Raw genomic sequence first — 21157 nt, 5'->3', positions numbered from 1 at the left:
AGCGCATCCCATTTTGGCTTAGGACGCTCACCATGACCTACGTACATGACACGCTGGAAGGACTCAGGAAAAGCAGCCCGGCTCAGGGGGAGTTCTATCAGGCCGCGGAGGAAGTTCTCGAGTGCCTTCGCCCCCTGATCGAGACGGTGCCGCGCTACCACCAGCACAGCATCATCGAGCGTATCGTCGAGCCCGAGCGCCAGATCATGTTCCGGGTCAGTTGGGTCGACGATGCCGGCAAGGTACAAGTCAACAAGGGTTACCGTATCCAGTTCAATTCGGCACTGGGTCCGTACAAGGGCGGGCTACGCTTCCATCCCAGCGTCAACGCCAGCATCATCAAGTTCCTAGGCTTCGAGCAGATCTTCAAGAATGCCCTGACCGGACTTCCCATCGGCGGTGGCAAGGGCGGCTCCAACTTCGATCCGAAGGGCAAGTCAGACGGTGAGATCATGCGTTTCTGCCAGTCCTTCATGAACGAACTCTACCGCCATATCGGGCCGGCCACCGACGTTCCCGCAGGCGACATCGGCGTAGGCGCACGCGAGATCGGCTACCTTTATGGTCAATACAAGCGCCTTACGGGCCGCTACGAAGGGGTTTTTACAGGCAAGGGCCTGGACTGGGGCGGCTCGCTCGGCCGCAAGGAAGCGACTGGCTACGGAGCCGTCTACTTTGCCCAGAACATGCTCGAAGCGCGTAACGACAGCATTGCGGGCAAGACCTGCCTGGTATCGGGCGCAGGCAACGTAGCCATCTATACCATCGAAAAGCTCTACCAACTCGGCGCCCGTCCCGTGACCTGCTCGGACTCACGTGGAACGATCCACCATCCGGAAGGCATCGACCTCGATACGCTCAAGCTGCTCAAGGAGGTCAAGCGCGCTTCTCTGCGTGAGTACGTGGAGCATCATCCCGAAGCGCACTACATCGATGCCCGTGACTATCCCTCCGACGGCCATGCCGTGTGGCGCATCAAGGGAGACGTGGCCTTCCCCAGCGCCACCCAGAACGAAGTGGCCGAAGCGGATGCCATCGCATTGCTGCAGAACGGGGTGCACTGCATCAGCGAGGGCTCGAACATGGCCTCCACCGCAACAGCCGTGGACCGTTTTCTTGACGCCAAGATCGCCTATGGCCCCGGCAAGGCGGCCAACGCCGGGGGCGTGGCCACCAGCCAGCTCGAGATGGCGCAGAACAGCAGCATGCAGCAGTGGACGCTGGAAAAAGTCGACACCAAGCTGCAAGCCATCATGGCGAATATTCATCGTCAGTGCGCCAGTACGGCTGAGGAATTCGACGATCCCACCAATCTGGTGCTTGGCGCGAACATCGCCGGCTTCCGCAAGGTGGCGGATGCCATGATCGACCAGGGGGTGGTGTAAACGTCTCCTCCCCTTCAGCCCGGCCAGCAGGCCGGGCCAGTTCTACGCTTGTCACCTGTCACCGCCGGGTTGGGACAGGCCCCCTAGCAGCCGATGGAAGCCAACTGACGCTTGGGCTAGGTGACTACAAAAAAAAGCCGCTGAAATCAGCGGCTTTTCATATTCTGTGGCGGAGGGGGAGGGATTCGAACCCTCGAAGCCTTTCGACTTACACACTTTCCAGGCGTGCTCCTTCGACCACTCGGACACCCCTCCACATTGTGGTCCTCACGCCTTTGGGCGTTGCCTTGTGCGTCAGAACGGCGCAAAGTCTAACGGCTTAAGTACGCGTTTGCAAGCCGGTTTTCGGCTTTCGGCCCCGTCAGCGGGCAGGCAGTACGGCATAATCGCCGTGGGCTTCCAGGCATAGGGTGCCGCCGCACCAGAGCTGCTGCGTGAGAGCGATGCGGCCGCGCCCTCCGCTCGCCAGGCGTTCGGCCAGCGCTGCCTGGCCTTGCCCGCGCTCGGGAGCGCAGGTCAGGCGATAGTCGTCGGTGACCGGCGCCAGGAAGCGCTGCCCGGCCTCGGCCACGACAACATCGCGGGCATGGCTACGCTCACGCAGCCACAGGGTGGTCCAGCACCAGCCGAGCAGCGTGGTCTGGGCGGCCAGCGCTCCACCGAAGCCAGTGCCCTTGTCGTTGAGGCTGGGCGAAAGCGCCAGTTCCCACACCAACGCCTCCCCTTCCCAGCGCATCTCGCGGATACCCAGGTACTTGACCATGGGAATGGCCTCACCGAGCCAGGCGAGAAAGGCTTGCGGATCGTCTCGCTCGCCGGGCGTAGGCAGCGGCAAACGCGAATACGGAACGCCGATGTCGCGCATGATCAATCCCAGCGCTCGACGAAATCGCTGATGCGATGCTCGGCGATCGGTTTGTGGCGCCCGCCGAGCTGGCCGAGATAAAGGAAAGCGATCAATTCGTCCTCCCCCGTCAGGCCGAGCCCCTTGCGCACGGTGGGATCGAAGGCGTACTTGCCGCTGCGCCACATGGCGCCGAGCCCTTGGGCATGAGCGGCAAGCAGGATACCGTGGGCAGCACAGCCGGCGGAGATCACCTGCTCGATCTTCGGCACCTTGGGCACATCCGGGGCGACCTTGGCGATCACCGCGATGATCATGGGCGCACGCAGCGGTTTCTTGCGCACCGCATCCAGCTCGGCGTCCTCGATATTGGGATCTTCGCGGTATTCGGCCTCGGCAAAGAGTTCCCCCAGCCGCTCGAGACCCACGCCGGAAAACTCGATGAAGCGCCACGGGCGCAGCTCCTTGTGATCCGGCGCGCGCAGGGCCGCACGGTAGATCGCCTCCATCTGCTCGGGGCTCGGGGGCGGGCCGGTCAACTTGCCCATCGAACTGCGCTCGTGCAACAGGGTGAGTGCGTCCATACGGTCTCCTATGCCAGGTCGTGGAGAAGGATTGACCGGACTTTACCAGTTGCCCGGCTCACTGTCGTGCCAAGCGAAGGGACTCGGGTGGACACTCCCCAGGCGTGGCACGCCAGGGGCTGATGTCGAGCCCGCCGCGACGCACGTAGCGTGCCAGCACCAACAGCCGCTCGGGACGAGCGCGGGCCATCAGGTCGGTGAAAATGTGCTCCACGCAGTGCTCGTGGAAGTCCTGATGCTGGCGATAACCGATCAGGTAGCGCAGCAGACCCTCGCGCTCGAGCTTGGGGCCGCGGTAGCGGATCAGCACGCTGCCCCAATCGGGCTGGCCGGTCACCGGGCAGTTGGACTTGAGTAGGTGCGAATAGAGCGTCTCCTCGACGATCTCCTCCCCCACCCGTAGGTACTCGGCGCTGGGCGTGTAGTCGTCGATCTCGACATCGAGCTCGTCGAGGCACTCGCCCGGCAGCCGGCACGCGGCGAGCGCTTCGTCATCAACGCCGAACAGTTCCACCGTGACTGGCGCCCCGGCCGCCTGGGCCAGGTCGCGCTCGAGCAACGCGATCACCTGCTCGAGGCTTTCGAAGCGGGTCTGATTGAAGCCGTTGAGATAAAGCTTCCACGATTTCGACTCGATCAGGTTGGGCGACTCGGCGGGCAAGCGGAAGCGCGCCACGGCGACCAGCGGCTTGCCACGGGCGTTGAGCCAGGAGACTTCGAAGGCATGCCACTCGTCCTCGCCGATGAAGGGCAGCTTGCCCTCCTCGATGCCCAGCGGCGCCCGATTGGCGGCACGGGGAATGGGATAGAGCAGCCGGGCATCGTAACGCTCCGGGTAAGCGGACTCGCGCCCCAGCGGGGAATGTTCAAGCGTATCGGGACGGTGGCGACTCATGATCGGATACCTTTGCCCTGCTCCAGCATCCACAGCGCGATGACAAAGAGCGCGACGATGAAAGCGACAATAGCGGCCAGCGCCCAGCCTACCGGGATGTCGGAAACTCCCAGGAAGCCGTGGCGAAACACATTGACCATATACAGGATCGGGTTGAGCAGCGAAGCGCCCTGCCAGAACGGCGGCAGCAGCGAGATCGAGTAGAACACCCCGCCCAGGTAGGTCAACGGTGTCAGCACGAAGGTCGGCACGATGGAGACATCGTCGAACTTGTCGGCCAGCAGCGCATTGATGAAGCCGCCGATGGAGAACAGCGCGGCGGTGAGTACCACCACTCCGATCGTCAATAGCGGATGCGCCACGCTGATGCGGGTGAAGAACAGCGACACGATAGTGACGATCAACCCGACACCCAGGCCACGGGCCATGCCGCCAAGCACGAAGCCGGCGAGAATCACCCAATTGGGCATGGGCGAGACCATCATCTCTTCCACGCTGCGCTGAAACTTGTTGGAAAAGAATGACGAGGCCACGTTGGAGTAGCTGTTGGTGATCACCGCCATCATGATCAACCCCGGCACGATGAAGTCCATGTAGCTAAAGCCGTCCATCTCGCCGATACGCGAGCCGATCAGGCTGCCAAAAATGATGAAGTACATGGTCATGGTGATCGAAGGCGGCAACAGGGTTTGCGGCCAGATACGCGTGAAACGCTTGATTTCCTTGTACACCACAGTCCAGAGAGCGATGGCCACCTGGGTGGGATTCATTGGCTCACCTCCGCCTTTTCGGCCAGGCTGGACCGGTTTCCCTCCTCCACCATGGAAACGAACATTTCCTCTAGCCGATTGGCCCGATTGCGCATGGAGACAACCACGATGCCGCACTCGCCCAAGGCGGTGAACACATCGTTGAGTTGCTGGCCTCGGTGCACCACCACGGCGAGCTGGGCACTATCCACCTGCCGCACCTCGAAACCCTCTACCGCTGGAGCCTCGTCCACCGGATGGGCCAAGTCGAGCAGGAAGGTCTCGGTGTCGAGTTCGGCCAGCAGGCCGCGCACGCTGGTGTTACGCACGATCTCGCCGTGGTTGATGATGGCCACGTTGCGGCACAGGCTCTCGGCTTCCTCGAGATAATGCGTCGTGAGGATGATAGTGGTGCCCTCGTCTCGGTTGATGCGGCGCATGTATTCCCACATGCTGCGGCGCAACTCGATATCGACCCCGGCGGTGGGCTCGTCGAGAATCAACAGCTTGGGACGATGCATCAGCGCGCGGGCGATCATCAGGCGGCGCTTCATGCCGCCGGAGAGCATGCGTGCGCTGCCGTTGCGCTTGTCCCACAGGCCCAGATCCTTGAGCAGCGTTTCGGCACGGGGCAGCGCCTCGCGCCGCGGCATGCCGTAGTAGCCCGCCTGTGCCAGTACGATGTCGATCACCTTCTCGAACTGGTTGAAGTTGAATTCCTGCGGCACCACGCCCAAGTGGTATTTGGCGCGAGCGAAGTCGCGGTCGATGTCGATGCCAAAGATCGAGACCTGGCCGGCGGTCTTCTGAACCAGCGAGCACACTACGCCTAGGGTGGTGGATTTTCCGGCCCCATTTGGGCCCAACAGAGCGAAGAAATCGCCCTGCTCGACGTCGAGGTCGATACCCTTCAGGGCGTGAAAGCCGTTGCCGTAGACCTTGGTCAGGCCACGGATCGACAGCGCCGGTTCGGCCATGGGATATCCTTGGTTTAGATGGAAAACGAGTTCAAGAGATTAGGGCGCGAAGGAATTTTTCAAGCCTGGCCCAGGAAAAACGCAACATGCCTCGCCCATGGGCAAGGTCATCAAAAAATTTGTGAGGGGGAGCCTTGGCATTGATAAGGCGGAAGAGATGTTGGAGCGGGAAAGGAGATTCGAACTCCCGACCCTCGCCTTGGCAAGGCGATGCTCTACCACTGAGCTATTCCCGCTTGATCGATACAGCAAATCGAGGTGGCGTCCCATAGGGGGTTCGAACCCCTGTTCCCGCCGTGAAAGGGCGGTGTCCTAGGCCACTAGACGAATGGGACGCAGAAGCCAGACCATGACAGCATCACCTTGGTGGTGATGGAGCGGGAAAGGAGATTCGAACTCCCGACCCTCGCCTTGGCAAGGCGATGCTCTACCACTGAGCTATTCCCGCATGCACGACAGTCTATGCTATCCAGGATGCAACCGCTATATGCTGTCGCAACCGGAAGATGGCGTCCCATAGGGGGTTCGAACCCCTGTTCCCGCCGTGAAAGGGCGGTGTCCTGGACCACTAGACGAATGGGACGCAACTGGAGCGGGAAAGGAGATCGATCGGACTGGCGCACCAGCTCCCGACCTTCACCTGACCTACCCACCTGCCGAAACAGGATTTGGAGCGGGAAAGGAGATTCGAACTCCCGACCCTCGCCTTGGCAAGGCGATGCTCTACCACTGAGCTATTCCCGCACTCCGGTACCTGTTGAATCAGCAACGAAACGAGTGGCGTCCCATAGGGGGTTCGAACCCCTGTTCCCGCCGTGAAAGGGCGGTGTCCTGGACCACTAGACGAATGGGACGCAGCCGTCTCGCTCTCGCCTCAACGAGGTGGCGCGAATGTTACTCAAGCCCTTCGGGGCTGTCAACAGTCGGCCTGAGTTGGCCGATGGAGTGGAAAGCAGCCAGACTTTCGGTGTCTGATGACGAGTCGCACCAGCAGGAGAGAGGACATGCGCAAGAAGATCGAGAAGAGCGACGCTGAATGGCGAGCCCAGCTCACCCCGGAGCAGTACCGCGTGACGCGACAACAGGGCACCGAGCCCCCCTTCTCCGGCGACTACCAGGTCAGCGACGAGCACGGCATCTACCACTGCGTCTGCTGCAACGCCCCGCTGTTCGAGAACGAGCACAAGTTCGAGGCCCATTGCGGCTGGCCGAGCTTCGACCGTCCGCTCGGCCAGGCCGCGGTGGAGGAGCGCTTCGATGACTCCCATGGCATGCGCCGCACCGAGGTGGTGTGCGCACACTGCGACGCCCACCTGGGTCACGTCTTCCCCGACGGCCCACCCCAGACCACCGGGCTGCGCTACTGCATCAACTCGGTGGCGATCGCCTTTCATCCCGGCGAGTAACCGCACCGCCCCCTGCCGAGGCCGCCCTTCTGCTATGATAGGCGGCCTCGTACGTTTGCAGGAGTGGTCCATGCTCGGCTGGTACCCGGGACACATGAACAAGGCGCGCCGACAGATCCAGGAGGCGCTGCCGGAGATCGACGTGGCGATCGAAGTCCTCGACGCCCGCCTGCCCTACTCCAGCGCCAACCCCATGCTCGCCGGCCTCACGCGCCACAAGCCGGTGCTCAAGGTTCTCTCGCGAGCCGACCTGGCCGACCCTGAACGCACCCGCGAATGGGTCGCCTACTTCGATTCGCTGCCGGACACCCGGGCACTCGCCGTGACCACCACCAACGCCCGCGAGCTCAGGCGCATCCCCAAGCTGTGCCATGAGCTGGCCGGGCAGGTGCGCGCGGATCGCGACGTCCGGGTCATGGTCATGGGCATTCCCAACGTGGGCAAGTCGACTCTGATCAACGGCCTGGCCGGCAAGGCCATTGCCAAGACCGGCAACGAGCCGGCGGTGACCAAGCGTCAGCAGAAAGTGCGGATTCAGGGTCGCGTGGCGCTGATCGATACTCCCGGGGTGCTGTGGCCCAAGATCGAGGACCAGGCCAGCGCCTATCGCCTGGCGGCCACCGGCGCCATCCGCGACACGGCCATCGACTACGTCGACGTGGGGGTGGTCACCGCCGCCGAACTAGCCCGACGCTATCCCCAGGCGCTCAAGGCCCGCTACAAGCTCGGTGAGCTGCCGCGCTACAGTCCAAATCCCGAGGCCGCACGGGTCGAGGCCGATGGCCCCCTGCGCGTCGACCTGCTGGCGGTGGCCGGATTCGACGGCCACGCGATCCTCGGCGAGATCGCCTCTCGCCGCGGCGGGCTGCGCCCAGGTGGTGAAGTGGACCTGCACCGTGGCGCCGAAGTGCTGTTGCACGAACTGCGCGACGGCAAGCTCGGTCGCCTGACACTCGAGACACCGGATGACCTTCCCGCTCCCGCAGCCGTTGACGGCATCACACCAGATGCGGCCGATGAGCATAGCGGAGAAGGCGGCAACCCCGCATAATCAACGAGCTTCGGCAACCCGCCTGACCGGAGCCACCGGACATGACAGGAATTCGGACACCTCAATGGACACGCCCCCTCTCTTCAGGAAATCGCACAAGCTCGACAACGTCTGCTACGACATCCGCGGCCCCGTGCTCGAGCACGCCAAGCGGTTGGAAGACGAAGGTCAGCGCATCCTCAAGCTCAACATCGGCAACCCGGCACCATTCGGCTTCGAGGCGCCTGAGGAAATTCTCCAGGACGTGATGCGCAACCTGCCCACCGCCCAGGGTTACTGCGATTCCAAGGGGCTCTATTCGGCGCGCAAGGCGATCATGCAGGAGTGCCAGCGCAAGGAGATTCCGGGCGTCGGCATCGAGGACATCTTCATTGGCAACGGCGTTTCCGAGCTGATCGTAATGGCGCTGCAGGCGCTGCTCAATGACGGTGACGAGGTGCTGATTCCCGCTCCCGACTATCCCCTGTGGACGGCGGCCGCCAACCTCGCCGGCGGCCGTGGCGTGCACTACCGCTGCGATGAGCAGGCCGACTGGGCGCCGGACATCACCGATCTGCGCTCCAAGGTGACCGGCCATACCCGGGCCCTGGTAATCATCAATCCCAATAACCCCACCGGCGCGGTCTACCCACCCGAAGTGGTGCGCGAGATGCTCGAAGTGGCTCGCGAGCACGACCTGGTGGTGTTCTCCGACGAGATCTACGACAAGATCCTCTATGATGGCATCAAGCATGTCTCCACCGCTGCGCTGGCCGATGAGGACCAGCTGGTGGTAACCATGAACGGGCTGTCCAAGAGCTATCGCTGCGCCGGTTTCCGCTCCGGATGGATGATTCTCTCCGGCAGTGTCGCCATGCAGCGTGCGCGCGACTACGTCCAGGGCATCAACATGCTCGCCTCGATGCGCCTGTGCGCCAATGTGCCGGCCCAGCACGCCATCCAGACGGCGCTCGGCGGCTATCAGTCGATCAACGACCTGATCCTGCCCGGCGGGCGGCTGTTGGCCCAGCGCGACATCACCTATGAGAAGCTCAACGCCATCCCCGGGGTATCGTGCACCAAGGCCAAGGGTGCGCTCTACGCCTTTCCGCGGCTCGACCCAACCATCTATCCCATTCAGGACGACCAGAAGCTGGTGCTCGACCTGCTGCTGCAGGAGAAGATCCTGCTGGTGCAAGGCACGGCCTTCAACTGGCCGGAGCCGGATCATGTGCGCATCGTCACCCTGCCCTGGGCCGATCAGCTCGGCGATGCCCTGGATCGCTTCGCCCGCTTTCTGTCTCGCTACCGTCAATGAACCGCCAGACGCCGCCGCGAGCCGAATGACGCTATGCTCTTGAAATATCCCTTAACGAGCCGTATCTAATCAGCAGATTACAGGCCGTGCTTCCACGGTCCCCGACTCTCATGACGACCGGAGTTTTCCGACGATGATGCGAATATTGCTCTTCCTGGGCACCAACCTGGCGGTGATACTCGTCGCCAGCATCACGCTGCGCCTGCTCGGCGTGGAGGGCTACCTGACCGAGCAGGGCATGAATTTCAACGCCCTACTGATCTTCTGCTTCATCTTCGGCATGGCCGGTTCGATGATCTCGCTGTTCATCTCCAAGTGGATGGCCAAGCGCTCGACCGGCACGGTAGTGATCAAGCAACCGAGCAACGCTACCGAGAAGTGGCTGCTCGATACCGTGGCCGAACTCTCGCAGCAAGCCGGGATCAAGATGCCGGAAGTGGGCATTTTCCCCGCCCAGCAGTCCAACGCCTTCGCTACCGGCTGGAACAAGGACGACGCTCTGGTGGCCGTCTCCGCAGGGCTGCTCAATCGCATGCGCCCCGAGGAAGTGCGCGCGGTGCTGGCCCATGAGATCGGCCATGTGGCCAACGGTGACATGGTCACCCTGGCACTGATCCAAGGCGTGGTGAATACCTTCGTGATGTTCTTCGCAAGGGTGGTGGCGCACCTGGTGGACAATTTCCTGCGCTCTCGCAGCGACGGTCAGGGCGGTCTCGGCTTCATGGGCTACTTCGCCGTGGTGATCGTCGCCGAGATCGTGTTTGGCTTGGTCGCCTCGGCCATCGTGGCATGGTTCTCGCGCTTTCGCGAATACCGTGCCGATGCTGCGGGGGCCCAGCTCGCCGGCAGCGGCGCGATGATCAATGCCCTGGCACGGCTCAAGGCCGAGAGCGACATGCCCAACCAGATGCCGGAAACCCTGACCGCCTTCGGCATCAATGCCGGCCAGACGCGCAAGATCATGGAGCGCCTTTTCGCCAGCCACCCCCCGCTGGACGACCGCATTCGTGCCTTGAAAGAGGCGGCCTATCGTTAAGCATCGAGAGCCGCCGTATCTGGCGGCTCCCTCTCGCACAAAGGGCCCATCATGGATGGGCCCTTTACGTTTCCTGGCAAGCGGTACGAGATCATGGCACGCGAAAGCCTGCCCCTCCGAGCAGCGGCGCCACTTCACTCGCCTCCCCGCCCAGCTCGACCGCAAGGGTCGAAAACTCCCGACGCAGCGGGTAATTCGCCCGGCAGGCGTCGAAGCCCTTGGCCATGCCAAGCCTACGGCTCTCTCGCCGTAGGCTGTCATGGTCGCGCCGCACGTCGTATACCGTGCGCAGGCAGAGCCGCAATGCCTCCTCCGGTGCCAACCCGCCCTGCAGCGCCAACCGCGACACGGGCGGCACCGGTAGCAAGTCGGTCAGGGCAAGCCGTGCCGGCAACCCGAGATAGCGCGAAAGCGCCGTATAGATCTGGTGGGTGCCGCGCAGCTTGCCATCGAGACTGTGACCGGCGATGTGCGGTGTGGCCAGCGCCGCGAGGTCGCGCAAGGCCGGGGCGATGTCCGGCTCGTTCTCCCAAACGTCGAGAATGGCGCTGATGTCGCCAACGGCCGCCAGGCGTTGACGCAGGGCATGCCCGTCGACACAGTCGCCGCGCCCGGCGTTGAGCAGCACCGTACCGGGCGCCAGCCGGGCGATACGCTGCGCGTTCAATAGATGGCGAGTGGCGTGGCGGCCTTCGCGAACGAGCGGTGTATGCAGGCAAAGCACGTCGCACGCGTCGATCAGGGTATCGAGCTCCTCGAAGCCGTCGGTGCCCTCCGCTTCCGCCCTGGGTGGATCACAGGCCAAGCAAGCGATGCCCATGACGGAGAGTCGAGCCAGCAGCCGCCCGCCCACGTTGCCCACGCCGACGATCCCCACCCGGCGCTCGCTGAGCCGCCAGCCCTGGCGCTCGGCCAATGTCAGCAGGCTGCCCAGCACGTAGTCGACCACCGCTTCGGCGTTGCAGCCCGGCGCGCTGGCAAAGGCGACACCATGCCGCGCCAGAGCCTTCTGATCGATATGGTCGGTACCGATGGTGCAGGTTCCGACGAAGCGTAGCGGGGAACCGAATGCCTTGGCCGCGTCGAGTGTCGCCGCATTCAGCCGTGTGATGGAACGGATTACCAGGATATCGACATCTGCCAGCGCTTCGGCATCGATTTCACGCCCCGGCAACCTGACGAGTTCGCCCAGCGGGCCGAAACAGGCCTCTGCCCCGGGCACATTGGCATCGACCAATATCTTCACAATGCTTCCTCTCTCGCGGTATGTACGACCGGTTCGGCGCGTGCATTGACGCAGCGAACCGCAAACCGGCGGTCATGGCTTGTCCAGTCGGCTCGATGCCTTACAATACCGCGACCTGATCCTTCGCGCCGCCCTGGGTGGCGTCCTGATGCATGTGGGAGTCTTCGTGATCGTCCGCTGGGAAAGTGACCATGACTACGTGTTGGTGCATATTCACCAGGACATGTTCGGCGACTGGATCTTCAGCCGCGCCTGGGGCCAGATCGGCACCCAGTTCGGCGGGCTGAAGCATAGGCTGGCCGACGATCACGATCAGGCCATGATGTGGCTCGGCGACGAGGCCACCATCCAGTCGTCCCGGGGGCTGCGCAAGGTGTTCGAGGTGGATGCCGAGAGTGCCGAGGGCCAAGCTGCCGTGTTGCAGCTTTCCCTGCTGGACAATGCCTGACCTCGACACGCACTGTCAGGCTAGGTAGCGCCGTCCGCCGGGCCGCCAGTTAAGCGCTCCATCCGCCTTCTTTTCTCCCTGATCCAGAGGGTCTGATTCGCCAGTATTCAGCTGCTGCCAGGCGCCTTCGTCGAGGCGATTGCGCTCGGCCAGCCAAGTCGCCAGGCGCGACGCCTCGAAGCCCATGTCGAGCTCTTCTCCCGCTTCGTCGGCAAGCACCGGAATGCGCACCCCATAGCGCGCCAACAAGCCTTCATCCTCGCTGATCTCGATCCGGCGCAGTTCGTACTCGCCACGATGCAGCCGCTGCAGCAGGACCTCGAGCTGTTCGCATAGATGGCATCCCAGGGTGGTGTAGAGCGTAAGATGCGTCATGCCGCCTCCCGCTGACGAATCAGGAATACACGATGAATGTCGGGGCGACGTTCGAAGTCGGGATCGAAGGTACGCGACGAGATGTCCTCGACGGCGAAGCGTTCGATCAGCGATTCATCGATTCGAAACCGCCGCTGGTTGTTGGAGAACACCAGGGTACCGCCCGGGGACAGTCGCGCCATGGCCAGTTCGACCAGGCGTGCATGGTCGCGCTGTACGTCCAGGGTACCCGCCATCTTCTTCGAGTTGGAGAAGGTCGGCGGGTCGAGGAAGATCAGATCGAACTGCGCCTTGGCGGTCTCCAGCCAACGCAGGCAGTCGTCGCGTATCACGCGGTGATGAGCGGGATCGAGCCCATTGAGGGCAAAGTTGTCGCGCGCCCACTCGAGGTAGGTATTGGAAAGGTCCACGCTCACGCTGTCACAGGCCCCCCCCGCCTCCTCGGTGCCGAGCGCTGCCTGCACGGTGGCCGCCGCGGTGTAGCAGAACAGGTTGAGAAAGCGCTTGCCCGGCGCCATCTCGGCGAGCATGCGCCTCACCGGACGGTGGTCGAGGAACAGTCCGGTATCGAGATAGTCGCGCAGGTTGACCCATAACCGGGCCTGCCTTTCGCGAACCTGGAAGCGCTGGCCGGTGGCGGCCTGCTTGCGGTACTGCGCCTTGCCGCTCTGCTTCTCGCGGCGCTTGACCACCACTTGGCCGGCATCGACGCCAAGTACCTCGGGAATGACCTGCAGGGCATCGTACAGGCGCTTCTGCGCCTGGGCGGCGTCGATAGAGCGCGGCGGCGCGTATTCCTGTACATGCACCCGCCCGTCGTAGACGTCCACCGCGAGCGCGTACTCCGGCATGTCGGCGTCGTAGAGCCGATAGCAGGTCTCGCCGGACTGCCGGAGCCATTTTCTCAAGCGCTTGCGATTCTTCTCCAGGCGATTGGCAAACATTTGCGCCCCTTCGCTGCACGGCGCAGCCTTCCCCCTGAGTTCGGCTGCAGGCGCCCCCTCGCCGGGCACGTCCATCAACAGCAGCTTGGCCTCCAGCGGTCCGTTCCGCAGCGAATATTGCTTGTCGGCGCGCAGGCCGATGCGGTGGCCCAGGTCCGGGTTGGCGGTGAACACCGCCAGGCGCCAACCGGGAAAGGCGCGGCGCACACCCTCGCCCAGTTCGCCGTAGAGCGTGACCAGCTCGGGAAGCTCGCCCAGACGCTCGCCGTAGGGCGGGTTGGTGATGACCAGGCCGCGCGCCTCATCGACCAGGCCATCGGGGCGTCGTAGCTGAGTAAGCGAGGCCCCCAGGAATTCAATCAACGCCGGAATGCCGGCGCGCATGGCGTTCGATTTCGCGGCGGCCAGCGCCGGCGGGCTCTCGTCGAAGCCGTAGAGCCGGTTGCGACAGCGCTTGCGACCGATGCTGGCGCGCGCTTCGGCCTCGCGCTTCAGCTCGCGCCACAGAGTCTCGTCGTGCTGCGCCCAGCCATGGAAGCCGAAGCGCACCCGATTCAGGTTAGGTGCCATGTCGGCCGCCATCAGCGCTGCCTCGATCAGCAAGGTGCCGGCGCCGCATAGCGGATCGACCAGCGCGTCGCCGTTGTGCAGGCGCTGCGGCCAACCGGCACGGATAAGCAGTGCCGCTGCCAGGTTCTCCTTGAGCGGGGCGTGACCGACATCGCGACGATAGCCGCGCCGATGGAGACTTTCGCCGGAGAGATCCACACCCAGGGTCAGCCGCCCTCGGTGCAGGTGAGCGTAGAGACGCAGATCGGGCCGCTGCAGGTCGACGCTCGGACGCGAATGGCCGGTCGCCTGCAGGGCATCGACCACCCCGTCCTTGACCGTCTGGGCACCGAAGCGTGTATGGCGAATCTGCTCGCTACGACCATGAAAATCCACCGCCAGGGTAGCGCCTGGGCGCAGGTGGCGTGCCCAGGGGACGCCGGACACCGCGCGGCGCAGCGACTCGGGGCGCTCGATGCCCTCCTCGCGTAACAGGCTCAGCACGATGCGATTGGCCAGCCGCGACCACAGACAGGCGCGATAGGCCGTCGCCAGGTCGGCCTGGAAGTGCACGCCTGCCACGGTAGTCTTGTGCGGGTCTGCGCCGAAGGCGCGCAGCTCGTCGGCCAGAAGCTCTTCCAGCCCTCTCGGACAGGTGGCCAGGAAGTCACGGATAGCACGTTGGGATGGCTCGTTCATGGGTCGTTCCCGCCCGATGGGGCGGCATATTCCTTTCGTTACAAATTTGTCTCGGTCTTATGACGAAACATGGGTCGACAATGAGCCCCATGATGGGCTAAGACTAGTCATGGTAGCTACTGTAAAGACGCATGCGTTCACATCGCGGGTCTCGTATGTCCCGCATGACCTCGCTCTGCCGTTGCAAAGGATTGGGTACGGCTGGCGAAACGGTGGAACGCCGGGACGCGCATGTCGTGCGTCCCCAATTGGTACCTTAAAAGAGGTCATCCGATGAAAAGACAGAAACGTGATCGCTACCAACGCGCCTATGTTCATGGCTACAAGGCCGGCATTTCCGGGCGCTCCCGCGACGACTGTCCCAGTCAGGATGTCAACATACGTGAATACTGGATGAGTGGTTGGCGTGAAGGCCGAGGTGATCAATGGGCCGGCATGACCGGCGTCTCCGGCATTCACAAGAATCCCATGGTGCTATAACGGTTTACCCGCCAATCAACGTCCCTTCGTCACCGACAAGGCGACGAAGTCGAGCTAAGCCCGTGCAGCGACACGGGCTTTCTTGTTCTCGCCCGCGGCCTTGATCGCCCGGGCGCACTCCCCGACCAGCCCCGGCCCACGGTAGACGAAGCCCGAGTAGAGCTGCACCAGATCGGCGCCCGCCCTAAGCTTGGCCACTGCCGCCTCGCCGCTGTCGATGCCCCCCACGCCGATGATGGGTAACGCCGGCAGGTGATGACGCAGCGCCCGAATCACCGCATTGGACGCTTCGAATACCGGCCGCCCGGAAAGCCCGCCCTCTTCGTCGGCATGGGGCAGCCCAGCCACGGCGTCGCGGGATATCGTGGTGTTGGTGGCGACCACCGCATCGATGCCGCTGCGCTCGATGCTGCGCGCGACCAACCCCACCTCCTCGGGGCTCATGTCGGGGGCGATCTTGACGGCAAGCGGCACTCGCCGCCCCGCGTCCCGGTCCAGGCGGCTGCCCGCCTCACGCAAGGTTCCGAGCAGAGCATCGAGATGCTCGCCAAACTGCAGATTGCGCAACCCCGGGGTGTTGGGCGAGGAGATGTTGACCGTCACGTAATCGGCGTGGGCATGGACCCGCTCCAGGCAAGCCAGGTAGTCGTCGACGGCGTTCTCCACCGGCGTGGTGAGGTTCTTGCCGATATTGATGCCGACAACCCCGTCGAAGCGCGATGCCTTGATGCGATCGACCAGATGGTCGACGCCAGCGTTATTGAACCCCATACGATTGATAATCGCGCCCCGCGCCGGTAGACGAAACAGGCGTGGTCGGGGGTTGCCGTCCTGTGGCCTTGGGGTGACGGTACCGACCTCGACGAAGCCGAAGCCGAGCGCTCCCAGCGCATCGAGGTGATCGGCGTTCTTGTCCAGCCCTGCCGCCAGGCCCACGCGGTTGGAAAAACGCAACCCCATCAACTCCACGGGATCGTCGACCCGCGCATCGGCGAGACGCCCCGACAATTTCAACCGATGCGCCAGATCCAGTGCCGTGAGCGCCACCCCATGGGCGGTTTCGGCATCGAGGCGAAACAGGATCGAGCGGGCAAGCGCGTACATGGCATCTCCAGGCGTTCGGGTCGGTCGGAACTGAAGCGGGCGGATTATAACAGTGCAACCGGAAACGACGAACCCCGCCAGTGGCGGGGTTCGTCGATGCCGCTCAGGCGCGAAGCTTCTCGTACCGCTCAGCCCTGCGCTCGATCACGTCTCACCGTTGCTCTCGGCTAGGTCGACCAGCTCGCGTACCGCTACCGCAAACAGCGGGAAGCTCGCCTGGGTGCCGCCGCTATGCACTTCGGCGAGCAGACGGCACCAGCGATCGTGCAACGACGCATGCATCGCCAGCCAGTTATCGACCCGCTCATCGGCCTCGCGGCCGTCCTCGGTCTTGAGCACGCTGATGGTCAGCGCCAGCTGCTGGCGATCAATGTCATCGCGGAAAGTCTCGCGCGCCTGCGCCTGCCAACTGTCGCGCACGTGAAGCTCGCTCACTTGCTGAATCATCCAGGGCAGCTCGAGGCGGTTGCCGATCTCGAAGAACACCTCGGCCACGCGCTGGGGTTTCTCATCGGTCTGGCGCGCCGCCTGGATGATGCCGAGCGCCCCGTACAGGCTACCCGAAGCCGACACCGTGGCGGCCAGTTCTTCGGGTACACCGGCCTCGAGAAGCTCGTCGCGCTTGCGCTCCCAGCGGCTGCGCTCCTCGCCGCGCAGCAGTTCGCCGATACCCTCCTGCAGTTGGGCGACGCGCGGTGCGAAGTACTCGATCGCGTCCCGCGTCGAGAGTCCCAGGCGCTGACGCAGGAACCAGCGTGTGGTCCGCCGAATCAGGCGCATCAGGTCGAGCATCATCGAATACTGCACCTCGCTCGATAGCTGATTGTCCAGCGACTCGATGCGCTCCCACAGCGTGGAGAGCTGGAAGCTGTCGCGGGCGACGATATAGGCCCGGGCAATATCGGCAGGAGTGGCACCGGTGGAATCGATGAGCCGGCGTACGAAGACGATGCCCATGTGATCGACCAGATCGTTGGCCACCTGGGTGGTGACGATTTCCCGCTTCAGACGATGTTCGTACATCTCGTTACGGAAACGCTCGACCAGTACCCGCGGAAATATCCGCTCCACGTACTGCTGGATATAAGGGTCGTCGGGTACGTCCGAGGCCAGCACGTCGCCCTTGAGCACGCTCTTGGCATAGGAGATGAGCACCGAGAGTTCCGGATGGGTCATGCCCTGGTCGGCATTGGCCCGCTCCTGCAGCGTCTCGTCGGAGGGCAGGAACTCCAGCTCGCGATCGAGCTGCCCGGCAGCCTCCAGTTCGCCGATGAAGCGCCGGAAAGGCGCGATACCGAAACGCGACAGCCGCAACGACAGGTCGAGCGCCTGGGTCTGGCGATAATTGTCGAGGATGACCAGGTCGGCCACCTCCTCGGTCATGTCCGCCAGCAGTTGGTTGCGCTGCTTCTCGGTCATGTCACCGCGCTTGACCACGTCATCGACGAGGATCTTGATATTGACCTCGTGGTCGGAACAATTCACCCCACCGGCGTTGTCGATGAAGTCGGTGTTGACCAGCACGCCCTTGGCAGCGGCTTCCATCCGCCCACGCTGGGTCAAGCCCAGGTTGCCCCCCTCGCCGACGACCCGGCAGTTCAGCTCGAAGCCATTGACACGCAGCGCATCGTTGGCCTTGTCACCCACCTGAGCGTCGGTCTCGTCGCTGGCCTTGACGTAAGTGCCGATGCCGCCGTTCCACAGCAAGTCGACATGAGACTTGAGCATGGCGCGGATCAAGTCGTTGGGTGACAGGCGCTCCTCCTCGATGCCGAACACCTCCTGCATCTGCGGCGAGATCGGAATCGACTTGGCGCTGCGCTTGAACACGCCGCCTCCCTCGGAGATCAGCGAAGCATCGAAATCCTCCCAGCTCGAGCGCGCCAGCTTGAACATTCGCTCACGCTCGGCGAAGGTGGCGGCCGCATCGGGGTTGGGGTCGACGAAGATATGCATGTGGTTGAAGGCGCCGACCAGCCGAATCTTGTCGGACAGCAGCATGCCGTTGCCGAACACGTCACCGGCCATGTCGCCGATGCCGAGCACGGTAAACTCCTCTCGCTGCGTATCGAGCCCGAGATTGCGGAAGTGACGTTTCACCGATTCCCAGGCACCGCGCGCGGTGATGCCCATCTTCTTGTGGTCGTAGCCGTTGGCCCCGCCGGAGGCGAAGGCATCGCCCAGCCAATGGCCGTATTCGGCGGAAATCTCGTTGGCGATGTCGGAGAAAGTTGCGGTCCCCTTGTCCGCCGCCACCACCAGATAGACGTCATCGTCGTCGTGCCGTACCACGTCCCGCGGCGGCACCACCTCCCCGGCAACCAGGTTGTCGGTGACGTCGAGCAGCGCGCGGATGAAAGTCCTGTAGCAGGCGACGCCCTCCTGCTGGATGGCATCGCGATCGCCGCTCTCGGGCAGGCGCTTGCAGATAAAACCGCCCTTGGCGCCCACCGGCACGATCACGGCGTTCTTGACCTGCTGCGCCTTGACCAGCCCCAGCACCTCGGTGCGGAAATCCTCCTGGCGGTCGGACCAGCGCAGGCCCCCGCGGGCCACCTTGCCCCCGCGCAGGTGCACCCCTTCTACGCGTGGGGAGCAGACGAAGATCTCGTAGGCCGGGCGCGGCTTGGGTATGCCGGTAACCTGGCGAGGATCGAGCTTGTAGGCGATGTAATCCTTGGGCCGTCCGTCGTCACCGGGCTGGAAGTAATTGGTACGCAACGTGGCCTGTATCAGCTCCATGAAGCGGCGCAGCAACTGATCGTCGTTGAGACTGGCCACGCCCTCGAGGTGACGCTGGATGCGCTCCATACAAGCCTCGACCTCGTCCGCGTCGGGACGCCTGGACGGGTCGAAGCGCAGCCGGAACAGGGTAACCAGCTCATGGGTGATCTCGGGATAGCTGGTCAGGGTGGTGGCGATGTAGTCCTGGGACATGCCGAAGCGGATCTGCTTCAAGTAGCGTGCATAGCCGCGCAGCATGGCGACTTCGCGCCAGTCCAGGTTGGCGGCGATCACCAGACGATTGAAGCCGTCGTTCTCGGCCTCACCCACCCAGATACGCTTGAAGGCCTCAATGAAAGGTTCACGCATCTGCTGCAGGCTGACCTCGGCGGCGGTGTGGTGCTCCAGATCGAAGTCGTGCAGCCAATAGCGCAACTCGGGCGTGACGATCTCGTACGGGCGCTCGCCGATGACGCGCAACCCCAGGTTCTCCATCACCGGCAAGACGTCGGAGAGCGGAATCGGATGGTCGCGCTGGAACAACTTGAGGTTGACGCCGCTGCCCTCCTCCTCGACCAGGCGATAGAGCGTCAGCGCGAGCGGCTCGCCGTCGTCGAGCTCGGCCAGGTACTGCAGGTCGAAGACCGCCGTGCGCGAGCCGAAATCATCGCGGTAGCTGGCCGGGAAGGCGTCGCGGAAGCGATCCATCAGCCGATTGGCCTGCTCCTCGCCGAAGCCTTCGACCAGCGCCTCATGCAACTCGTCGCGCCAGCTGCGTGCGAGCTGGGCCACCTTGGCTTCCAGGCGCTTGAGATCGACCTCGCGGGGCGTGTCGCCGCGAAAGCGGAGGATGAACTGGATGCGCGCCAGGATCGATTCTGAGAGGTAGGTGTTGAAGTCACCGAAGGTAGCATCCAGTTCCTCGCACAGCAGGTTCTGGATGCGCACGCGCAGATCGGTCGAGAACACGTCGCGCGGTACGAACACCAGGCAGGAGTGGAAGCGACCGGAGCGGTCGGTGCGAATGAACAGGCGCACCCGGCGGCGCTCGCGAATGTCGAGGATGCCCAGCGCCGTGCGCGCGAGCTCCTGGGTGTCGATCTGGAACAGATCGTCGCGCGGGTAGACCTCAAGGATCTGCAGCAGCTGCTTGCCGTTGTGCCCCTTGGGATTGAAGCCCGCGATTTCCATCACCGCGCGGAGCTTCCGACGCAGCAGCGGAATGTTGCGCGGCGAATCATTGTAGAGGCTGGAGGTGAACAGGCCCAGGAAACGATGCTCGCCGATCACCCGGCCCTGCTCGTCGTAGCGATCGACGGAGATATAATCCGGGTAGGTCGGCCGATGCACGCGGGCATGGTGAGCGCTCTTGGCGAAGGAGAGCAACTGCGGCACCAGCACGAAGCGATTGCCGTCGACACCAAGCTCAGTGCGGATGCGCTCCTGATAGCGTGGCAGGTCCAGGCGGAACACGCCGAGGTCGCTGCCCTCGATCTTGGCCAGTCGATCGCCATCGGGGCCGGACTCGACGGTATAGGCGTCGTAGCCAAGAAACGTGAAATTGTCGCGACGCAGCCATTCGAGAAAGGAAATCGCCTCTTCGTGGTCGCCGGCCTCGATCGGCTCGGGGCAGCCCGCCCTGAGCTCATCGATCGCCTCCTGCACGCGCTCGCCCATCGCCTCGTAGTCGCCCACGGCGATACGTACGTCGCGCAGCACTTCGTGCAGCGACCGCTCGATATCGCCCAACACCTCGGGATTGGAGTGACGATCGATCTCGATGGCAATCAGCGACTCTCGGCTCTCCGGAGCTTGCGCATCGCGCGGCGAGCAGACCTGTACCAGCTCGTGGCTGCGATTTCGCTCCACTGCCAGGACAGCATTATGGATCGCATGAACGGTCAGGCCACGCCGGTTAAGCTCGATGCGCACCGAGTCGACGAGGAACGGCATATCCTCGTGCAGTACGGCAACGAAAGTATGCGAGGACTGCCAGCCGTGCTCCTCGAAGTCGGGATTGAAGACCCTCACCTTGGGTTCGGCATGATCGAAGTGCTGGATGAAGTGCCATACCGATAGGGTGGCGCCGTAGAGATCATCGAGTCGACGATCGACCAGGTCCTCCAGCGGCACCGTGGCATAGAAATGACGGGCGAACGCCTCGACCTCTTCCGCCCGCTCCTTTTCCAGTCGGCTGTCCAGGCGTTCGCGCAGCTGTTTCAGTATGTCCTGTCGACCCACTTCGATCGTCTCGTATTGCATCCCTCACCTCGGCTGCCTGGGGCCATCTCGGCCCTGGGAATAGAATCGGCGTGGCCCGCGGCCACGTGACGGGAAGCTTACTGCAGCCTCGCGTTGCACCCC

17 protein-coding genes and 7 tRNA genes are annotated in these 21157 nt (G+C 63.6%); 7 read left to right on the top strand and 17 right to left on the bottom strand.

The features are described 5' to 3' along the window. Positions 1-32: 32 nt before the first annotated feature. The gene (gdhA, locus tag F0A17_RS14370; RefSeq protein WP_149329031.1) at positions 33-1385 is read left to right on the top strand and encodes an NADP-specific glutamate dehydrogenase; all 1353 of its coding nucleotides are present in this window, start codon (positions 33-35) and stop codon (positions 1383-1385) included. A 167-nt stretch (positions 1386-1552) separates the two neighbouring features. Here the strand turns inward: gdhA and F0A17_RS14365 are convergent. The 12 genes from F0A17_RS14365 to F0A17_RS14310 all read right to left on the bottom strand — a co-directional run bounded on the left by F0A17_RS14365 (position 1553) and on the right by F0A17_RS14310 (position 6288). Next, positions 1553-1640, bottom strand: a tRNA-Ser gene (locus F0A17_RS14365). 106 nt (positions 1641-1746) lie between these two features. Next, positions 1747-2250, bottom strand: a complete 504-nt coding sequence (locus F0A17_RS14360) for a YiiD C-terminal domain-containing protein (protein WP_149329030.1) — start codon at positions 2248-2250, stop codon at positions 1747-1749. A 2-nt stretch (positions 2251-2252) separates the two neighbouring features. Beyond that, on the bottom strand, positions 2253-2813 hold the full coding sequence (locus F0A17_RS14355) for a nitroreductase family protein (protein ID WP_149329029.1): 561 nt from the start codon (positions 2811-2813) through the stop codon (positions 2253-2255). Between the two features lie 58 nt (positions 2814-2871). Beyond that, positions 2872-3708: an NADPH-dependent 7-cyano-7-deazaguanine reductase QueF gene (queF, locus tag F0A17_RS14350; RefSeq protein WP_149329028.1), complete on the bottom strand. Its 837-nt coding sequence runs from the start codon at positions 3706-3708 to the stop codon at positions 2872-2874. Next, a complete protein-coding gene (locus F0A17_RS14345; RefSeq protein ID WP_149329027.1) occupies positions 3705-4478 on the bottom strand; it encodes an ABC transporter permease in 774 nt (257 codons plus the stop codon). The genes queF and F0A17_RS14345 overlap by 4 nt, the downstream gene beginning before the upstream one ends. Next, positions 4475-5434 carry an ABC transporter ATP-binding protein gene (locus F0A17_RS14340; RefSeq protein WP_149329026.1) on the bottom strand — a complete coding sequence of 320 codons (960 nt, stop codon included), beginning with the start codon at positions 5432-5434 and terminating at the stop codon, positions 4475-4477. The genes F0A17_RS14345 and F0A17_RS14340 overlap by 4 nt, the downstream gene beginning before the upstream one ends. Positions 5435-5595: 161 nt before the next feature. Continuing rightward, positions 5596-5670, bottom strand: a tRNA-Gly gene (locus F0A17_RS14335). 23 nt (positions 5671-5693) lie between these two features. After that, positions 5694-5769, bottom strand: a tRNA-Glu gene (locus F0A17_RS14330). A 38-nt stretch (positions 5770-5807) separates the two neighbouring features. Continuing rightward, positions 5808-5882 (bottom strand) — tRNA-Gly (locus tag F0A17_RS14325). Positions 5883-5941: 59 nt separating this feature from the next. Beyond that, a tRNA-Glu gene (locus F0A17_RS14320) sits at positions 5942-6017 on the bottom strand. 86 nt (positions 6018-6103) lie between these two features. Then, positions 6104-6178: transfer RNA gene (locus F0A17_RS14315), tRNA-Gly, on the bottom strand. A 34-nt stretch (positions 6179-6212) separates the two neighbouring features. Further along, positions 6213-6288 (bottom strand) — tRNA-Glu (locus tag F0A17_RS14310). Positions 6289-6438: 150 nt separating this feature from the next. On the opposite strand from F0A17_RS14310, the gene msrB reads away from it, so the two are divergent. The 4 genes from msrB to htpX all read left to right on the top strand — a co-directional run bounded on the left by msrB (position 6439) and on the right by htpX (position 10224). Continuing rightward, positions 6439-6840 carry a peptide-methionine (R)-S-oxide reductase MsrB gene (msrB, locus tag F0A17_RS14305; RefSeq protein ID WP_149329025.1) on the top strand — a complete coding sequence of 134 codons (402 nt, stop codon included), beginning with the start codon at positions 6439-6441 and terminating at the stop codon, positions 6838-6840. Positions 6841-6910: 70 nt separating this feature from the next. Then, on the top strand, positions 6911-7891 hold the full coding sequence (ylqF, locus tag F0A17_RS14300) for a ribosome biogenesis GTPase YlqF (RefSeq protein ID WP_149329024.1): 981 nt from the start codon (positions 6911-6913) through the stop codon (positions 7889-7891). Positions 7892-7955: 64 nt separating this feature from the next. Continuing rightward, the gene (locus tag F0A17_RS14295; RefSeq protein WP_149329023.1) at positions 7956-9188 is read left to right on the top strand and encodes a pyridoxal phosphate-dependent aminotransferase; all 1233 of its coding nucleotides are present in this window, start codon (positions 7956-7958) and stop codon (positions 9186-9188) included. 133 nt (positions 9189-9321) lie between these two features. Then, on the top strand, positions 9322-10224 hold the full coding sequence (gene htpX, locus F0A17_RS14290; RefSeq protein WP_149329022.1) for a protease HtpX: 903 nt from the start codon (positions 9322-9324) through the stop codon (positions 10222-10224). Between the two features lie 91 nt (positions 10225-10315). Here htpX and pdxB read toward each other — a convergent pair whose 3' ends face one another. Then, complete coding sequence (gene pdxB / locus F0A17_RS14285) at positions 10316-11470, bottom strand: 4-phosphoerythronate dehydrogenase PdxB (RefSeq protein WP_149329021.1); 1155 nt, start codon at positions 11468-11470, stop codon at positions 10316-10318. Between the two features lie 166 nt (positions 11471-11636). Here pdxB and F0A17_RS14280 point away from each other — a divergent pair, with 166 nt between their 5' ends. Next, entirely contained in the window at positions 11637-11918 is a 282-nt protein-coding gene (locus F0A17_RS14280; protein ID WP_149329238.1) for a hypothetical protein, read from the top strand. A gap of 15 nt (positions 11919-11933) precedes the next feature. On the opposite strand, the gene F0A17_RS14275 is transcribed toward F0A17_RS14280, so the two are convergent. Both F0A17_RS14275 and rlmKL read right to left on the bottom strand, forming a co-directional pair. Next, positions 11934-12293, bottom strand: coding sequence for a glutaredoxin family protein (locus tag F0A17_RS14275; protein ID WP_149329020.1), 360 nt, complete (start codon positions 12291-12293; stop codon positions 11934-11936). Continuing rightward, positions 12290-14485, bottom strand: a complete 2196-nt coding sequence (rlmKL, locus tag F0A17_RS14270; RefSeq protein WP_149329019.1) for a bifunctional 23S rRNA (guanine(2069)-N(7))-methyltransferase RlmK/23S rRNA (guanine(2445)-N(2))-methyltransferase RlmL — start codon at positions 14483-14485, stop codon at positions 12290-12292. Before rlmKL ends, F0A17_RS14275 begins: the two co-directional genes overlap by 4 nt. 273 nt (positions 14486-14758) lie before the next feature. Here rlmKL and rmf point away from each other — a divergent pair, with 273 nt between their 5' ends. Continuing rightward, complete coding sequence (rmf, locus tag F0A17_RS14265) at positions 14759-14965, top strand: ribosome modulation factor (protein WP_104202462.1); 207 nt, start codon at positions 14759-14761, stop codon at positions 14963-14965. Between the two features lie 54 nt (positions 14966-15019). Here rmf and F0A17_RS14260 read toward each other — a convergent pair whose 3' ends face one another. Both F0A17_RS14260 and F0A17_RS14255 read right to left on the bottom strand, forming a co-directional pair. Beyond that, a complete protein-coding gene (locus F0A17_RS14260; protein WP_149329018.1) occupies positions 15020-16069 on the bottom strand; it encodes a quinone-dependent dihydroorotate dehydrogenase in 1050 nt (349 codons plus the stop codon). Between the two features lie 144 nt (positions 16070-16213). Beyond that, on the bottom strand, positions 16214-21055 hold the full coding sequence (locus tag F0A17_RS14255) for an NAD-glutamate dehydrogenase (protein ID WP_149329017.1): 4842 nt from the start codon (positions 21053-21055) through the stop codon (positions 16214-16216). Positions 21056-21157 lie beyond the last annotated feature (102 nt).

Source organism: Billgrantia pellis, assembly GCF_008297955.1.
GTDB lineage: Bacteria > Pseudomonadota > Gammaproteobacteria > Pseudomonadales > Halomonadaceae > Halomonas > Halomonas pellis.
The sequence above is the reverse complement of the archived record's forward strand: the minus strand, read 5'-3'. Positions and strand labels throughout refer to the sequence as shown.